Annotated in this window: 14 protein-coding genes; 5 read left to right on the plus strand and 9 right to left on the minus strand. The window is 62.1% G+C overall.

Annotation, left to right across the window (positions count from 1 at the left end; translation table 11 throughout):
- Positions 1-22: 22 nt before the first annotated feature.
- Both AC1RKJ_RS13285 and AC1RKJ_RS13290 read right to left on the minus strand, forming a co-directional pair.
- Positions 23-463 (minus strand): cyclic nucleotide-binding domain-containing protein, encoded by a 441-nt coding sequence (locus AC1RKJ_RS13285; protein WP_492791420.1) that lies wholly within the window; start codon positions 461-463, stop codon positions 23-25.
- Between the two features lie 33 nt (positions 464-496).
- Positions 497-1,183 carry a response regulator transcription factor gene (locus tag AC1RKJ_RS13290; RefSeq protein ID WP_492791421.1) on the minus strand — a complete coding sequence of 229 codons (687 nt, stop codon included), beginning with the start codon at positions 1,181-1,183 and terminating at the stop codon, positions 497-499.
- Positions 1,184-1,314: 131 nt separating this feature from the next.
- Here AC1RKJ_RS13290 and AC1RKJ_RS13295 point away from each other — a divergent pair, with 131 nt between their 5' ends.
- The gene (locus tag AC1RKJ_RS13295; RefSeq protein WP_492791422.1) at positions 1,315-1,884 is read left to right on the plus strand and encodes a L,D-transpeptidase family protein; all 570 of its coding nucleotides are present in this window, start codon (positions 1,315-1,317) and stop codon (positions 1,882-1,884) included.
- Between the two features lie 61 nt (positions 1,885-1,945).
- On the opposite strand, the gene AC1RKJ_RS13300 is transcribed toward AC1RKJ_RS13295, so the two are convergent.
- Positions 1,946-2,635: a YggS family pyridoxal phosphate-dependent enzyme gene (locus tag AC1RKJ_RS13300; protein ID WP_492791423.1), complete on the minus strand. Its 690-nt coding sequence runs from the start codon at positions 2,633-2,635 to the stop codon at positions 1,946-1,948.
- A 106-nt stretch (positions 2,636-2,741) separates the two neighbouring features.
- Between AC1RKJ_RS13300 and AC1RKJ_RS13305 the strand changes: the two genes are divergently transcribed.
- The 4 genes from AC1RKJ_RS13305 (at position 2,742) to holA (ending at position 8,755) form a co-directional block, all read left to right on the plus strand.
- Positions 2,742-4,433: a diguanylate cyclase domain-containing protein gene (locus AC1RKJ_RS13305; protein WP_492791424.1), complete on the plus strand. Its 1,692-nt coding sequence runs from the start codon at positions 2,742-2,744 to the stop codon at positions 4,431-4,433.
- 93 nt (positions 4,434-4,526) lie between these two features.
- Positions 4,527-7,160, plus strand: coding sequence for a leucine--tRNA ligase (leuS, locus tag AC1RKJ_RS13310; protein WP_492791425.1), 2,634 nt, complete (start codon positions 4,527-4,529; stop codon positions 7,158-7,160).
- Entirely contained in the window at positions 7,147-7,701 is a 555-nt protein-coding gene (locus AC1RKJ_RS13315) for an LPS assembly lipoprotein LptE (protein ID WP_492791426.1), read from the plus strand. The genes leuS and AC1RKJ_RS13315 overlap by 14 nt, the downstream gene beginning before the upstream one ends.
- Positions 7,702-7,726: 25 nt before the next feature.
- Positions 7,727-8,755: a DNA polymerase III subunit delta gene (gene holA / locus AC1RKJ_RS13320; RefSeq protein ID WP_492791427.1), complete on the plus strand. Its 1,029-nt coding sequence runs from the start codon at positions 7,727-7,729 to the stop codon at positions 8,753-8,755.
- Positions 8,756-8,762: 7 nt separating this feature from the next.
- On the opposite strand, the gene AC1RKJ_RS13325 is transcribed toward holA, so the two are convergent.
- The 6 genes from AC1RKJ_RS13325 to rho all read right to left on the minus strand — a co-directional run bounded on the left by AC1RKJ_RS13325 (position 8,763) and on the right by rho (position 16,163).
- Positions 8,763-9,644, minus strand: a complete 882-nt coding sequence (locus AC1RKJ_RS13325) for a ParB/RepB/Spo0J family partition protein (RefSeq protein WP_492791428.1) — start codon at positions 9,642-9,644, stop codon at positions 8,763-8,765.
- Between the two features lie 92 nt (positions 9,645-9,736).
- A complete protein-coding gene (locus AC1RKJ_RS13330) occupies positions 9,737-10,591 on the minus strand; it encodes a ParA family protein (RefSeq protein WP_492791429.1) in 855 nt (284 codons plus the stop codon).
- 23 nt (positions 10,592-10,614) lie between these two features.
- Entirely contained in the window at positions 10,615-11,286 is a 672-nt protein-coding gene (gene rsmG / locus AC1RKJ_RS13335; protein ID WP_492791430.1) for a 16S rRNA (guanine(527)-N(7))-methyltransferase RsmG, read from the minus strand.
- 9 nt (positions 11,287-11,295) lie between these two features.
- On the minus strand, positions 11,296-13,167 hold the full coding sequence (mnmG, locus tag AC1RKJ_RS13340) for a tRNA uridine-5-carboxymethylaminomethyl(34) synthesis enzyme MnmG (protein ID WP_492791431.1): 1,872 nt from the start codon (positions 13,165-13,167) through the stop codon (positions 11,296-11,298).
- A gap of 143 nt (positions 13,168-13,310) precedes the next feature.
- Complete coding sequence (mnmE, locus tag AC1RKJ_RS13345; RefSeq protein WP_492791432.1) at positions 13,311-14,648, minus strand: tRNA uridine-5-carboxymethylaminomethyl(34) synthesis GTPase MnmE; 1,338 nt, start codon at positions 14,646-14,648, stop codon at positions 13,311-13,313.
- Positions 14,649-14,897: 249 nt separating this feature from the next.
- Positions 14,898-16,163: a transcription termination factor Rho gene (rho, locus tag AC1RKJ_RS13350; protein ID WP_046828143.1), complete on the minus strand. Its 1,266-nt coding sequence runs from the start codon at positions 16,161-16,163 to the stop codon at positions 14,898-14,900.
- Between the last annotated feature and the right edge of the window lie 201 nt (positions 16,164-16,364).

The raw sequence follows: 16,364 nt of genomic DNA on the forward strand, positions 1-16,364 counted from the left end.
CGTCTGATAATCGATTGCTGATTTATCTCAGCGTCGCGGATACCCGCGACATCGCCTTGGCGGCATCGTTGGAACGCGCAGCAAGATCGTCGCGCAAACGCCGCGCAGCTTCCGGATGACTCTCGAGCACGCGCTGAAACAAACTGCGCGAAATCCGCAGCACCGACGATTGCTCCAGTGCAATCGCCGTGGCCGGCCGCGACATCGCGATAACGAGCGCAAGCTCGCCGATCAAGGTGTTCTGGCCCGCAACCGCCTCGCTGCCATCATCGGACGAGATGCGAAACGCGCCATGCCTGACGACGAAGCCGGCGTCCGCCGGCTCGCCCTGCTGGAAAAGTTTTTCACCGAACCTGAAATCGCGCTGCTCGGAGCCGATCGCAAGCACCTGCATAGCAGCCGCGCCCAACAGGTTCAGTGTCGGGACGCGCGAAAACAGGGCGATGTCGTCTTCAATAGCCATGGGGTGCCGAGAGAGAGCGTCGATTGATTCGCCTCATGGCACCAGCTTATAGCCCCCGGACTCAGTCACAAGAATTTCGGGGTTCGCGGCATCTTTCTCCACCTTCTGACGCAGCCGATAGATATGCGTTTCCAGCGTATGGGTGGTCACGCCTGAATTGTAGCCCCAGACCTCTTGCAGCAAGGTCTCGCGCGACACCGGCAATTGTCCGGCGCGATAGAGAAAGCGCAGGATCGCGGTTTCCTTCTCCGTGAGCCGGACCTTCTTGGCGTTGGCGCCGGTCAGCATCTTGGAGCCGGGCCGGAAGCTGTAGGGGCCGACCGAGAACACGGCATCCTCGGAGGCTTCGTGCTGGCGCAGCTGCGCCCGGATGCGGGCCAGCAATACGGCAAAGCGGAACGGCTTTGCGACGTAATCGTTCGCGCCGGATTCGAGCCCGAGGATGGTGTCCGAATCGGTGTCGTGCCCGGTGAGCATGATGATCGGCGATTTGAAGCCGCCCTTGCGCAGGCTGCGCACCACTTCGCGGCCGTCGGTATCGGGCAACCCGACGTCCATCAGCACGAGATCGGGGGAATTACTCTTGGCCGCCAGAGCGCCCTTCGCGCCGGTATCGACGGCAGATGCCTCGAACTCCTCATGGAGCGACAATTGCTCCACCAGGGCATCGCGCAGATCGGTATCGTCATCCACGATCAGGATCTTGCGGGCGTTGGGCATTGCATCCAGTCCTTTAAAATTCGACTTGTATAAAAGAGGCTTGGAGAGGGCATCTCGAAGGTCCTCGGCGGAATAGAGCACTTGCAGGCGAAAGCGCAAGCTGGAGTTGTGCGCAGCCATCGGAAGCAATTATGGGAAATAGAGGTTTTCCAAGGGCTTACCAAACACCGTTGCGTGATCGGCCTTTGTCGTCGGTCCAGGTCCATGCCGCTGCCGGCCGGCCGAACCAAGGCTGGCTGGTGGCCGGAGCGCATGTCCTACCGGTCGCCCTCGGACGCGGCGGAATCAAGGCCAACAAGTTCGAAGGCGACGGCGGCACGCCGCGCGGCATCTTTCATCCTGTCAGGGTCTGGTGGCGGGCCGACCGGCACCCCCGGCCGCACACGTTTCTACCGACCCGGATGATACGGTCCACCGACGCCTGGTCGGAGGATCCCGCCGACCGGCATTACAACCGCGCCGTCATCCGCACGCCAGGCGACGCCGGCGACCGGCTGACGCGCGACGATCATCTTTACGATTTCATCGTCGAGATCGACCACAACACCCGGCCCCGTATCGCCGGACGCGGCAGCGCCGTCTTCCTGCATCTTGCGCGTGAAAACTTTTCGCCGACCGCAGGCTGCATCGGACTCACACAAAGCGCGATGCTGCGCTTGTTGTCGCGATTGGGGCCGCGGACGAAAATCACGATCGGGTAGCAGGCAGAGTTGAGTTGCCTCGTCATCCTGAGGTGCGAGCCGTCTTCGGCGAATTCTCGCGCTATCGCCGTCCGAAAATCGCAGACCCAATCCTGACATGCGTCGCGCCCAGTTGAATTGCAGTCTCGAAATCTGCGCTCATGCCCATGGACAGCAATTTCAAACCGTTGCGCGCGGCGATTTTGGCCGTGAGCGCGAAGTGCGGCGCGGGCGGATCCTCGACCGGCGGAATGCACATCAATCCGGAAATATGCAGACCGTGAACGTCGCGGCAGCTTGCGATGAAGGCATCGGCCTCGGCGGGAGCGATCCCCGCCTTCTGCGGCTCCTCGCCTGTGTTCAGCTGAACGAACAATTCCGGGCGCCTGTCTTGCTTAACGATTTCTTTCGCCAGCGCTTCGCAGAGACTCGCGCGGTCAAGCGAGTGGATGGCATCGAACAGCGCCACCGCCTCCTTCGCCTTGTTGGATTGCAGCGGCCCGATCAGATGAAGCGCGAGTCCGGGATGACCGGACATCAGCGCAGGCCATTTGGCCTTTGCTTCCTGCACGCGGTTCTCGCCGAAGACGCGCTGACCCGCCGCGATCACGGGCGTGATGGCGTCGCCGTCGAATGTCTTCGACACCGCGACCAACGTCACCGAGGCGCGATCGCGGCGAGCGTCCCTGCATGCGCGCGCGATTTCGCGTTCAACGGCGGCAAGGCCGTTTGGTGAATCGGATGTTACCGGCGACATGTTATCCACAGCCATCGATGCAATCTTACCTTCAAATTAGCGATCATTCGAATTTTAGCGAATTGAAGAAAGGGTCCTTGAAGCCTTTCTCCGTAGTGTCGGCATGGGCAAGGGAATACCGATGTCAATCGCCAGCTTCGGCCGCAACACGTCAAAACTCAAGGCGCTTTTCGGGATTCGCGCGCGGCTCGTGCTGCTTGCGCTGATTCTGGTCGTTCCCTTGATGCTCGATCGCGTGCGCCTGCTGGAAGACACGCGATCCAAACAGGTCGCACAAGCCGCGAGCGAATTGTCCGAGCTTGCAAGACATACAGCCGACGCCCAGCGCGAGATCATCTCCACGGTGCAGGCCGTTCTGAAGTCCTCCGCCTATATCTATGCCGCAGCGTCCCACCAGGGCCGCGGCTGCGCCATCATGCGCGCGAGCCTGCGCGTCGACCTGCCGTGGATCAGAAGCCTTTCGGTGATAGGCGGAGACGGAGTCGTGCAGTGTTCGACCGAGCAGAACGTCAGCGGCCTCGATCTCGGCGACCGCAGCTACTTCCTGCGCGCGCGCGACTCCCATGAATTTGTAGTGAGTGATTACATCTTCAGCCGCGCCGCCAACCTTCCGACCCTCATGGCCGCTTATCCGGTGTCCGCCATAGCAGGCGGCCAGGAGGCGGTGATCATTGCGGCCGTGGAACTGAGGTGGATGTCGCAGCTTTTGAGCAACCGCGGCGAGCGCTCCGGCGTATCCGTGGTTCTGGTCGACAGCAAGGGAACGATTCTCGCGTCTCCGCCCGAAAGCGCGAATCTGATCGGGCAGCAGCTGAAAGACACATCTCTCCTCGAAGCGGTCACGCTGCGGGAAATCAATCTCGATCGCGAATTCGGCTCGATCGCCTTTGAGAGCGCCGACGGCGAGAAGAAAGCCGTCTCGTTCGCCCGCGTCTCCGGGACGGGCGCGCGCATGATCGTGAGCGTCAACCAGTCGATCATGCTCGGCGACATCAATCGCGATATCCGGACCGCTTATCTGCAGCTCGGATTCGTCGGGCTTCTGACGCTGCTCGGCGCATGGTTTGCCGGCGAGCGTCTCATCATCCGCCCCCTCCGCATGATGACGGACATGGCCAACCGCTTCGGCCGCGGCGAACTCTCGGCGCGCGCGTCGGGCACCACCGTGCCGCGCGAGTTCATTCCGCTGGCGCAGGCTTTCGATGCGATGGCGTCCCAACTGTCCGAGCGCGAACGCGAGATGGCCGCGGCCAACGACCGGCTGACCGTCATCGCATCCCTCGATCTTGTTTCGGGCCTGGCCAATCGCCGCGGTTTCCAGAGCCGCCTCGACTTCGAATGGATGAAGGCGCTGCAATCGGACAGCCAGCTGTCCGTGCTGATGATCGATGTCGATCATTTCAAGCTGTTCAACGACACCTACGGCCATCCGGAAGGCGATGCCTGCCTCAGCCGGATCGGCGAGGTGCTCGCGACCACCGCCGATACCTGCGCGGGATTTGCCGCCCGGTATGGCGGCGAGGAATTCTGCTTGCTGCTGCCAAACAGCAATGCCGCGCGCGCCACGCAGGTGGCCGAAAAAGTCCGCGCGACCGTCGAAGGTCTTGCGATTCCGCACCTCACCAGCGCCTGCAAAACGGTCACCGTCAGTGTCGGCGTCGCGACGATTACGCCGGGCGCGGCCCAGCCGCAGGACGACCTGATCGAGGCAGCGGACGCAGCGCTCTATGCAGCCAAGCGCCGGGGTCGGAATGCCGTGGTCGAACACGGCCTGAGCCGGACCGCCGACCAGCCGATCTCGCTGGCGGGCTAAGGCGGCCTTATCTGCGCCTAAGGCGTTGACCCGTCGCGGTCTTTTATGGCTAGTCTGCCGCTTCTATTCCCCCTTTGGCAGACGACCGATCCAATGACCACCGAACGCTACAACGCCCGCGAATCCGAGCCGCGCTGGCAAAAAATCTGGGATGAGCGGGCGATTTTCGCCACGCGCAACGACGATCCCCGGCCAAAATACTATGTGCTCGAGATGTTCCCCTATCCGTCGGGGCGCATCCACATGGGTCACGTCCGCAACTACACCATGGGCGACGTGGTCGCGCGCACCATGCGCGCCAAAGGCTTCAACGTGCTGCATCCGATGGGATGGGACGCGTTCGGCCTGCCCGCCGAGAATGCCGCAATCGAGCGCAAGGTCGCGCCGAAGGCCTGGACCTACGAGAACATCGCCGCGATGAAGAAGCAGCTCCAAACCATGGGGCTGTCGCTGGACTGGTCGCGCGAATTCGCGACCTGCGATCCGGGCTACTACAAGCATCAGCAGAAGATGTTTCTGGATTTCATGAAGGCGGGGCTCGCCGAGCGCGAAAAGCGCAAGATCAACTGGGATCCGGTCGACATGACCGTGCTTGCCAACGAGCAGGTGATCGACGGCCGCGGCTGGCGCTCAGGCGCGCTGGTCGAACAGCGCGAGATGAATCAGTGGGTCTTCAAGATCACGAAGTATTCGCAGGATCTGCTCGACGCGCTGGATGGACTCGACCGCTGGCCCGACAAGGTGCGGCTGATGCAGCGAAACTGGATCGGCCGGTCCGAGGGATTGCTGGTTCGTTTCGCGCTCGATCAGGCGACCGCGCCGAACGGCGAAAGCGAACTCAAGATTTTCACGACGCGGCCCGACACGTTGTTCGGCGCGAAGTTCATGGCCATCGCGCCGGATCATCCGCTGGCGCAGGCAGCGGCTGCGAAAAATCCGCAGCTCGCCGCGTTCATCGCCGAGGCGAAGCGTCACGGCACCGCGCAGGAAATCATCGACACCGCCGAGAAGCAGGGCTTCGACACCGGCATCAAGGCGGTTCATCCGTTCGACCCCGACTGGAAGCTGCCGGTCTATGTCGCCAACTTCGTGCTGATGGAATACGGCACCGGCGCGATCTTCGGCTGTCCCGCGCACGACCAGCGCGACCTCGACTTCGTCAACAAGTACAATCTCGGCAATACGCCGGTAGTATGCCCCGAGGGGCAGGATCCTGCGAGCTTCGTCATCACCGACACCGCCTATGACGGTGACGGGCGGATGATCAACTCGCGCTTCCTCGATGGCATGACCATCGAGCAGGCCAAGGAAGAGGTCGCCAAGCGGCTGGAAGGCGCGATGCGCGGCAACATGCCTGTCGCCGAGCGGCAGGTGAACTTCCGCCTGCGGGACTGGGGTATCTCGCGTCAGCGCTACTGGGGGTGCCCGATCCCGGTCATTCACTGTCCGAAATGCGACGTGGTGCCGGTGCCGGATGCAGACTTGCCAGTGGTGCTGCCGGAGGATGTGACCTTCGACAAGCCAGGCAACGCGCTCGACCATCATCCGACCTGGAAGCACGTCGCCTGCCCGCAATGCGGCGGCAAGGCGCAGCGCGAAACCGACACCATGGACACATTCGTGGATTCGTCGTGGTACTTCGCGCGCTTCACCGATCCGTGGAACGAGAACGCGCCGACGACACCGAAGGTCGCCAACCACATGATGCCGGTCGATCAGTACATCGGCGGCGTCGAACACGCGATCCTGCATCTGTTGTATTCGCGCTTCTTCACCCGCGCGATGAAGGCGACCGGACACGTCGGCATGGACGAGCCGTTCGCCGGCATGTTCACGCAGGGCATGGTGGTTCACGAAATCTACAAGAAGAAGGACGGCACGTTCGCCTCGCCGGCCGAAATCACCATCACGACCGTCGGCGACAAGCGTCAGGCGACGTTGCTGGGCTCGAACGAAACCGTCGAGATCGGCGCGATCGAAAAGATGTCGAAGTCGAAGCGCAACACCGTCGATCCCGACGACATCATCGGCACCTACGGCGCCGACACCGCGCGCTGGTTCATGCTGTCCGACTCGCCGCCCGACCGCGACGTGATCTGGAGCGAGGAAGGCGTGCAGGGCGCGAGCCGGTTCGTGCAGCGCATCTGGCGTCTGGTGAATGCCGCGGCTCCGCATCTGCCGAAATCCGGCACGCCGCTCAGCCTTGATGGCCCTGAAAGCGCGCTGGCATTGCGGCGCATCTCGCACCGGACGCTGGCGGATGTTTCGGCGGCCATTGAACGGCTGCGCTTCAACACCGCGATCGCCAAGCTCTATACGTTCGTCGGCGCACTGGCCGAGGTCGTCGATGGCCCGTCAAAGCCGCTTGAGACCGATGCCGCCGTCGCAGCCGCTGCCCGGGAGGCCTTCGACATTCTGGTGCGGCTGATTTCCCCCATGATGCCGCACCTGGCCGAGCAGTGCTGGCATGTGCTCGGGCATCAGGAACTGGTTTCCGAGGCGAAATGGCCCGAAACCGAAGCGAAATTGCTGGTCGATGACACAATTACGCTCCCCGTGCAGGTTAATGGCAAGAAGCGCGCGGATGTCACGGTCGCCCGAAATGCCCAAAATACGGAAATTGAGGCTGCCGTTTTGGCAATCGATGCAGTAAAATCGGCCTTGGACGGGAAATCTCCCCGGAAAGTCATCATCGTTCCGCAGAGGATCGTGAATGTCGTGGTTTGATACGCGCATCGCTGCCCGGCTTCTTGCCGTGGCGGCCATTGCGGCCCTCACGGCCGGTTGCTTCCAGCCGATGTACGCCGAGCGCGGGCCGGACGGCGGCTCGGCGCTGCGCGACAAGCTTCAGGGTGTTGAAGTTCCTCCGCTCAACCTGCCGAACGGTTCGCGCGAAGCGCGCCTCGGCGTCGAGATCCGCAATGCGCTGATGTTCAGCATGTACGGCAGCGCGGTCGGCGGCCCGCCGACTCACCGCCTGCTGCTGCGCATCACGACATCCCGGCTGTCGGTCATCGTCGATCCCACCACGGCACGGCCTGACATCGAAAACTACGGCATCGATGCGACCTACGAGCTGAAGGAAAACACCACCGACAAGACGGTGCTGACCGGAACGACGTTCTCACGCGTATCCTATGACATTCCAGGACAGGCACAGCGCTTCGCCCGCTCGCGCGGCTTGCGTGACGCGGAAGACCGCGCGTCCAAGGTGATCGCCGACAATATCAGCCAGCGCCTCGCATCGTTCTTCATCGCCGGTAGCTGATCGGGCCTCTTTCGTCAGGATCGTCGTGGTCGCGCTTCGCGGGAAGGAAATCGACGCGTTTCTCGCACGGCCCGATCCCTCGCGGCCGATTATCCTGCTTTACGGCCCTGACGCAGGCCTCGTGCGTGAGCGCGCCGACGCCTTGATGGCATCCGCCGTCGACGACCCGAACGATCCCTTTTCACTGGTCAGGATGGACGGCGACGAGCTTGCCGCCGAACCGTCGCGCCTCGTCGATGAAGCCATGACGGTGCCGCTGTTTGGCGGCCGCCGCGCGATCCGGATTCGCGCAGGCTCCCGCAGCTTTGCCGCCGGCATCGATACGCTGGCCGGGATGCAACTGCGCGACTGCCGCATTGTGATCGAGGCCGGCGAACTGCGCCCGGACGCGCCGTTGCGAAAAGCCTGCGAGAAAGCCAAGTCCGCCGTCGCCATCGCCTGCTATGCGGACGGCGAGCGCGATCTCGCCAGGCTGATCGACGACGAACTGCGCGCTTCGAACTTGAAGATTGCGCCCGACGCGCGCGCAGCGCTCACATCCCTGCTCGGCGGCGACCGGCAAGCCTCGCGCAATGAAATCCGGAAAGTCGCGCTTTACGCCCACGGCCAGCGCGAAGTCACGCTTGATGACGTGGTGGCGATCGTCACTGACGCCTCGGGTCTTGCACTCGATCCCATCGTGGACAATGCGTTTGCCGGACGCGCTGCCGATTTCGAAGCCGCATTCGCCAAGGCGATGGCAGCCGGGACAAACTCCGGCTTTATCGTCATGACTGCACAGCGCCACGCGGCGCTGCTGCACAAGGCGCGGCTTTCCATCGATGAAGGACGCAGCGAGCTCGACGCGCTCGAGAGCGGATTTCCGCGGCTGCATTTCTCGCGCAAGACTTTGGTGGAGACCGCTTTGCGCAACACCAGCACGGAGCGCATGAGCCGCGTGATGGCACAACTGGCGGACGCGGCGTTCGACATGCGCAAGCAGTCATCGCTGTCGGACATCATCGCGCAGCGCGCGCTGCTTTCAATCGCGGTGAACGCGCGTCGGCGGAGCTAACTCCGGCTTACTTGCCCGCTTCCAGCCGCCGCAAAATTTCGTCAAGCTGATCGAGATCGGTGTACTTGATCAGCACCGTGCCGCCCGGATTGCGGTGATCGACACTGACCTTCAACCCGAGCACATCGCTGACGCGCTTTTCCAGCGCGAGCGTGTCGGAATCTTTCGCCGGTGCCGAGCCGCGCGCTTTCTGCGGCTTGCGTTCCGGCACGCCTTCTTCATGCGCGAGCGCTTCGGTCTGACGCACGTTCAGACCTTCCTCGACAATGCGCTTCGCGGCAGCCGCCGCATCCGGCACGCCGATCAGAGCGCGCGCGTGACCCGCCGACAGTTTGCCTTCGGCGATATACGCCTGAACCTGATCCGGCAGTTTTGTCAGACGCATCATGTTGGCGACATGGCTGCGGCTCTTGCCGACGATTTTCGCGATGTCTTCCTGGCTGCGTTTGAACTCGGCAGCGAGCGCGTGATAGCCCTGCGCCTCTTCCATCGCATTCAGATCGGAGCGCTGCACGTTTTCGATGATCGCGATCTCGAGCGCGTCGCTGTCGCTGACATCGACGGTGACGATCGGCACGTCATGCAAACCCGCGCGCTGTGACGCGCGCCAGCGCCGCTCGCCGGCGATGATCTCGAAACGATCCGTAGCGCCCTTGACCGGCCGCACCACGATCGGCTGGATCACGCCGTGCTGCTTGATCGACGCCGACAGCTCGCCCAACTCGTCGTCGGAAAATGTCCGGCGCGGATTGCGCGGATTAGCTTTCAGGAATTCGATCGGAACGCGGCGCGGCGTGCGCGACGGACGATCGACATGCGCCGCCTCGCCGCCGACATCGCCAATCAGACTTGCAAGACCGCGACCCAATCGCGAACGCTCGTCGGCCATCGCCGTCTCCCTTGCACTCAACTCACGCACTCCCGCTTCGCAAACTTCTAAGACGCAGCGATTTTTTTCACCGCAGCATCATCGCAATGAGATCAGTGCGCGCGCAACTCACGCTCGCGCTGAATGACTTCAGTCGCAAGCTTCAAATACGCTTCGCTGCCGACACACTTGAGATCGTAGACCAGCACGGGCTTGCCGTGGGACGGCGCTTCCGAAATGCGGACGTTGCGCGGGATCATGGTGTCGTAAACTTTCTTGCCCATGAACTGGCGCACGTCGGCGACGACCTGGTTCGACAGGTTGTTGCGCGAGTCGAACATCGTCAGCACGATGCCGTGAATCGACAGCGTCGGATTGAGCGTCGTGCGCACCTGCTCGACCGTCTGCAGCAACTGCGACAGGCCTTCGAGCGCGAAGAACTCACACTGCAGCGGCACGAGAATCGCGTGAGACGCCGCCATGGCGTTGACGGTGATGAGATTGAGCGACGGCGGACAATCGATCAGCACGTAGGTGTAGTCGGTGCCCGGATCGACATTGACGTTCAGATCGGCGATGGCGTCGCGCAGACGGAACGCGCGGTCGCGCGTGGTGCCGAGTTCGAGTTCAAGGCCCGACAGATCCATGGTCGACGCCGCGATGTGCAGGCGCGGCACCGCGGTCGGGATGATCGCCTCGCGCAGGTTGGCTTCGCCGATCAGCACGTCATAGGTCGAACAATTGCGGTTGCGGCGGTCGATGCCGAGCCCGGTCGAGGCGTTGCCCTGCGGATCGAGATCGACGATCAGTACCCGCTCGCCGATGGCTGCCAGCGCGGTGCCGAGATTGATCGCGGTCGTGGTCTTGCCGACGCCGCCCTTTTGGTTGGCCAGCGCCAGGATGCGGGGGTGACCCCTCTCGCCCGTCGCCGTGCCTTCGCCTTGAAAAATTCCGTCGATGCCAACCATGTGCCTGGCCGCCTTGTGACTGTTTACTGCTGGACGAGTGATCGCCGCTCAATGGTGTTGAGCTCGACGATCCAGCCGTGTCCGCCGGTGCGGCTGGAATGTAAAAGTGGCTTGATATTCCAATATTTAGTAGCTTCCGTCAATTCGGACTCTACATCTTGTCCTTTGAGAAACAAGGCTTTCGCGCCTTGCCGGATCAGGGGTTCCGCGTAGCCCAGCAACATATGTAGTGGAGCAACCGCGCGCGCGGTGACGCAATCTATCGGCGCCTGCAAACTATCCACATAATCCCCGATGTCGGCGAGGATAACTGTGCCAGCGGCACCGGTGACACGCAGCGCCTCGCGCAAAAATGCAGCCTTCTTGGCATTGCGCTCAACGAGCTGGACCGACGCGCCGGGATGTTCGGCCATTGCACAAGCCAGCACCACGCCGGGGAAACCGCCACCGCTGCCGAAATCGAGCCAGTGTTTCGCCGATGGTGCGAGATCCAGAAGCTGCAGCGAATCGGAAATGTGCCGGGTCCAGAGCTGCGGCAGCGTGGAGGGCGCGATCAGGTTGGTCTTGGCCTGCCATTCGACCAACAGACCAACATAGCGATCGAGCCGCGCCTCTGTTTCACGTGAAACAGGAGTGAGCTTCAGGGCGGCGACCTTGTCGGAAGCCGATATGGAGGCTTGGGCCGGTTTGGCCATGAGATAACCTCAGGCCGTTGCGCTGGAGGGCCTGCGGGACTCACGCCGCAGATACGCCGCGAGAATTGCCAGCGCTGCCGGAGTCATGGCCTCGATCCGGCCGGCGTGGCCGATGGTCCGGGGCCGCACAGTTTCGAGCTTCTGCCTAGCTTCATTGGAGAGACCCGGAACGGCACTGTAATCGATATCGGTCAGGACAAGGCTTTCGTCACGCCGGAAGGCCTGCACATCGGCGGCTTGGCGCGCCAGATAGACATCGTACTTGGCGTCGATCTCCAGATGGACCGCGATCTTGGGGTCGATCGCGTTGAGTTGCGGCCAGATCGAGGTGACATTCGCCCATTCGACGCCGGGATAGGCCAGCATCTCAAACGCCGTGCGGCGCTGGCCATCCTGATTGAGGGTGAGGCCGTGCTTGGCGGCTTCATTGGGCGTCACCGAGAGGGATTTCGCCAATGATTTTGCGGTCTTGAGGGCTTCCATCTTGGCGGCATGACGCCCTGCCCGTTCCGCGCCAACGCAACCCAGCGCGATGCCCCGATCGGTCAGGCGTTGATCGGCATTGTCCGCCCGCAATGTCAGGCGATACTCGGCCCGCGAAGTGAACATCCGGTAGGGCTCGGTGATTCCCCGCGACGTCAGATCATCGATCATCACCCCGAGATAGCCTTCTGCGCGGTCGAACACGACGGGCGCGCCGCCGCCGGTCAGCAAGGCCGCGTTCAGTCCCGCAACCAGCCCCTGCGCGCCGGCTTCTTCATAACCGGTGGTGCCGTTGATCTGCCCGGCCAGGAAAAGCCCCGGTACCCGCTCGGTTTGAAGCGTCGGATCGAGTTCACGTGGATCGACGTGGTCGTATTCGATGGCGTAGCCCGGACGGACCATTTTCACGTGCTCAAGGCCCGGAATGGTCGCCAGAATAGCCTGCTGAACCTCTTCCGGTAGCGATGTCGAGATGCCGTTGGGATATACCGTGGTGTCGTCGAGCCCTTCCGGCTCCAGAAAGATCTGGTGCCCGTCGCGGTCGCCGAAGCGGACGATCTTGTCCTCGATGGAGGGGCAATAGCGCGGGCCGGTGCTTTTGATCTGCCCGGAATACATCGGCGAGCGGTGCACATTGGCGCGGATGATGTCGTGGGTGGCGTTGGTGGTCCGCGTGATGCCGCATTCGATCTGCCGGATAGAAATCCGGTCGGTCAGCACCGAAAAAGGCTCGATCGGGTCGTCGCCGGGCTGCATCTCGACCACAGACCAGTCGATAGTCGATCCATCGAGACGCGGCGGTGTTCCAGTCTTGAGGCGGCCCAGCGTAAAGCCTGCGCGCTCGAAAGACTTGGAAAGACCCATTGCGGGAGCCTCTCCGACCCGTCCTGCGGGCCAGTTTTTCTCGCCGAGATGGATGAGGCCCCGCAAAAAGGTCCCGGTAGTCACGACCACGGCGCCCACGGCGAATTCCCGGCCATCTCCGAGGCGGATTCCGCAGATTCGTCCCTCAGACAGCAAAAGCTCGTCCGCTTCACCCTCTATCACGGTCAGATTGGCAGTTTCCCGGATCGCGGCCTGCATCGCGGCCGCATAGAGTTTGCGATCTATCTGGGCGCGGGGACCACGGACCGCCGGTCCCTTGCGGCGGTTCAGAACGCGAAATTGAATCCCGCCCTGATCGGCCATTCGGCCCATGAGGCCGTCGAGCGCGTCGATTTCCCGGACCAAATGGCCTTTTCCAAGCCCGCCGATGGCCGGATTGCAGGACATAGCGCCAATGGTCGCAAACTGGTGCGTCACCAGCGCCGTTTTAGCGCCCGCGCGCGCGGAGGCCGCCGCAGCTTCACAGCCGGCGTGGCCTCCCCCGATCACGATGACATCGAACATTGTCTGCATGGGCGGACTTCTACCGCTTTGATGCAAAAGCTCAAAGACGGAATTCGCGCGAAAGTGTTTCACGTGAAACAAAATGGCGAATGGAACCTGTTTCACGTGAAACAGGGCCAATGGCCCAGCAGGTGGTCCATTGGACTACCGGGCTATTTGCCGATGCAGAACTCGCGGAAGATGACATCCAGAATATCCTCGACGTCCACCCGGCCGGTCAATCGGCCCAATGAATGAATCCCAATTCGTAGCTCTTCCGCCAAAAGTTCGTCGCCCTTCGACGCCGCCTGCCCGGCTCGGTCCAAGGCATCTGCAGTTTCGCGCAGCAAGGTCCGGTGCCGGGCGCGGCTGACCAGCGCCATCTCGCCCGATCCGAAATAATCCTGGGCGTAGGACACCAGCGCCGCGATCAGGTCCGGAACGCCGTCGCCGCGTGACGCCGAAATATCGAACCGCGCGGACGACGCCCTCGCCTCTCTTTTTGCGGCCAGCAGATCGACCTTGTTACGCACGATCCAGACCGGCGCGTGATCGTCCGCGCCATCGAGCGCAGGCGCGACCTCATCATTCGCATCGACCAGCCACAGCACCAGGTCGGACGTGCGTGCGCGATCACGTGCACGACGCACACCCTCCTGCTCCACCGGATCGATGGTGTCGCGAACGCCCGCGGTGTCGATCACCGTCACCGGATAACCATCGAGATCGAGATGCACTTCGATGATGTCGCGCGTGGTGCCGGCGTGAGGCGAAACAATCGCGGCATCACGCCGCGCCAGACGATTGAGCAATGTCGATTTTCCGGCGTTCGGCGGGCCGGCGATCGCAACAGTCAGCCCCTCGCGCAGACGTTCATTTTGTGCCGATGCCGCAAGGGTTTCTTCAATTTCGGATTTTAGCGCCGCGATCCTGCGCAACGCTGGCGCGATCAATTCCGCCGACACGTCGCCCTCATCGGAAAAATCGATGCCTGCTTCGACAAGCGCGGATGCTTCGATGATCTGCTGCCGCCAGCTCTCGGCTTTTGCGCCGAGCAATCCTTTCAGATGCCGCAGCGCTTGCCTGCGCTGACGGTCGGTGTCGGCGTGAATGAGATCGTCGAGGCCTTCGGCTTCGGTGAGATCGAGCTTGCCGTTCTCGAACGCGCGCCGCGTAAACTCGCCGGGCTCCGCCGGACGCAGGCCATCGATGGCGCCGAGCGCATCGAACATCGCAGCGATGACCGCGCGGCCGCCGTGAACATGGAATTCCGCGACGTCTTCACCCGTGGCGCTGTGCGGCCCCGGAAACCAAAGCGTCACCGATTCGTCGAGCGCGCTGCCGTCGAGATCGCGCAAGGTCGCCACGTGGGCGAGGCGGGGCGAAGGCAACTTTCCGCAAAGCCGCTCGACGGCCGAGCTGGCCTGTCGGCCGGACACCCGGATGATGGCGATGGCGGATGGCGCGCGGCCGGACGACAGGGCGAAGATGGTCTGGTCGGGAGAATGCATGACCTATTTGTCGGACACATCTCCGGCAGGCAATCAAAAATCCCTGAGATCGGCAGATCCGGATATATTGCATCGCAATATACTGCAGATCCAGGTGCAGCAATGCGATGTTGCGATGCACTATAACTTGGGGTGCGGCGTGGGGGCTTTCTCCCGTCAATCAATCCCGAAATGAAAATGCCCGGCGCAAGGCCGGGCATCGCAGTATTTGAGGACCGAGGCGAAGACCCCGCCCTAAAGCCGTTACGGCTAGGTGTTCATCGACTCGAAGAATTCCGCGTTGTTCTTGGTGTTGCGAAGCTTGTCGAGCAGGAAGTCGATGGCGTCCATGGTGCCCATCGGATTGAGGATGCGGCGAAGGACGTACATCTTCTTGAGCAGCTGCGGATCGGTGATAAGTTCTTCCTTGCGCGTACCGGAGCGCGAAATGTCGATCGCCGGGAAGGTGCGCTTGTCGGACACCTTGCGGTCGAGAATCAATTCCGAGTTGCCGGTGCCCTTGAACTCTTCGAAAATCACTTCGTCCATGCGGCTGCCGGTATCGACCAAGGCCGTCGCGATGATCGTGAGCGATCCGCCTTCTTCGATGTTACGCGCGGCGCCGAAGAAACGCTTCGGGCGCTGCAACGCGTTGGCGTCGACGCCGCCGGTCAGCACCTTGCCGGATGACGGCACTACGGTGTTGTAGGCGCGGCCAAGGCGAGTGATCGAATCGAGCAGGATCACAACGTCGCGGCCGTGTTCAACCAGACGCTTGGCTTTCTCGATCACCATTTCGGCGACCTGGACGTGACGCACCGCCGGTTCGTCGAATGTCGAAGAGACAACCTCACCCTTCACCGAACGCTGCATGTCGGTGACTTCTTCAGGACGCTCGTCGATCAGAAGAACAATCAGATAGCATTCCGGATGATTGGCTGTGATCGAGTGCGCGATGTTCTGCATCAGCACGGTCTTGCCGGTGCGGGGAGGAGCCACGATAAGTGCGCGCTGGCCTTTACCTATAGGGGCTACGATATCGATGACCCGCGCCGACAGGTCTTTCCGCGTTGGGTCTTCCAGTTCTAGACGGAAGCGCTCGTCGGGAAACAGCGGCGTCAGGTTGTCGAAGTTGACCTTGTGCTTGGACTTCTCGGGGTCCTCGAAGTTCAGCGTGTTGACCTTCAGCAACGCGAAGTAACGCTCGCCTTCCTTCGGGCTGCGAATATGGCCTTCGATAGTGTCGCCAGTGCGCAACCCGAAACGCCGGATCTGCGACGGCGAGACGTAGATGTCGTCCGGGCCGGGCAGGTAATTGGCGTCCCACGATCGGAGGAATCCGAAGCCGTCGGAGAGAACCTCGACGACACCTTCACCGATGATGTCGGTTTCCTGGATCGCAAGCTGCTTGAGAATGGCGAACATCAGCTCCTGCTTCCGCATGGTGCTGGCATTTTCGACCCCAAGTTCTTCAGCGAACGAGACAAGCTCCGCCGGTGTTTTGGTTTTGAGGTCTTGTAGTTTTATTTCCCGCATTGGGGTTGTCCTGTGGAGAATGTGAAGAAAAAGATGATGGGGGAGGGGAGCGAGAGGTTCAGCCTGCTGACGACAAACGGACTACAAAAAACAATTGGAAGTCCGCAGGTCTCAAGTCTGGAAGTCTTGAGCGAGGAAGGTGCCAGGAGGCTTCGAACCTGATGTGGCGGCCGGTCCAACAGTGAGACCGGGACTCAACCA

This window comes from Afipia sp. GW822-FHT04G07, assembly GCF_058800765.1.

What these genes read in the sequence shown, in the direction of transcription:
- AC1RKJ_RS13285 (WP_492791420.1), bottom strand. Translation starts at nt 463, where the DNA reads ATGGCTATTGAAGACGACATCGCCCTGTTTTCGCGCGTCCCGACACTG.
- AC1RKJ_RS13290 (WP_492791421.1), bottom strand. Translation starts at nt 1,183, where the DNA reads ATGCCCAACGCCCGCAAGATCCTGATCGTGGATGACGATACCGATCTG.
- AC1RKJ_RS13295 (WP_492791422.1), top strand. Translation starts at nt 1,315, where the DNA reads ATGGGAAATAGAGGTTTTCCAAGGGCTTACCAAACACCGTTGCGTGAT.
- AC1RKJ_RS13300 (WP_492791423.1), bottom strand. Translation starts at nt 2,635, where the DNA reads ATGGCTGTGGATAACATGTCGCCGGTAACATCCGATTCACCAAACGGC.
- AC1RKJ_RS13305 (WP_492791424.1), top strand. Translation starts at nt 2,742, where the DNA reads ATGTCAATCGCCAGCTTCGGCCGCAACACGTCAAAACTCAAGGCGCTT.
- leuS (WP_492791425.1), top strand. Translation starts at nt 4,527, where the DNA reads ATGACCACCGAACGCTACAACGCCCGCGAATCCGAGCCGCGCTGGCAA.
- AC1RKJ_RS13315 (WP_492791426.1), top strand. Translation starts at nt 7,147, where the DNA reads ATGTCGTGGTTTGATACGCGCATCGCTGCCCGGCTTCTTGCCGTGGCG.
- AC1RKJ_RS13325 (WP_492791428.1), bottom strand. Translation starts at nt 9,644, where the DNA reads ATGGCCGACGAGCGTTCGCGATTGGGTCGCGGTCTTGCAAGTCTGATT.
- AC1RKJ_RS13330 (WP_492791429.1), bottom strand. Translation starts at nt 10,591, where the DNA reads ATGGTTGGCATCGACGGAATTTTTCAAGGCGAAGGCACGGCGACGGGC.
- rsmG (WP_492791430.1), bottom strand. Translation starts at nt 11,286, where the DNA reads ATGGCCAAACCGGCCCAAGCCTCCATATCGGCTTCCGACAAGGTCGCC.
- mnmG (WP_492791431.1), bottom strand. Translation starts at nt 13,167, where the DNA reads ATGCAGACAATGTTCGATGTCATCGTGATCGGGGGAGGCCACGCCGGC.
- mnmE (WP_492791432.1), bottom strand. Translation starts at nt 14,648, where the DNA reads ATGCATTCTCCCGACCAGACCATCTTCGCCCTGTCGTCCGGCCGCGCG.
- rho (WP_046828143.1), bottom strand. Translation starts at nt 16,163, where the DNA reads ATGCGGGAAATAAAACTACAAGACCTCAAAACCAAAACACCGGCGGAG.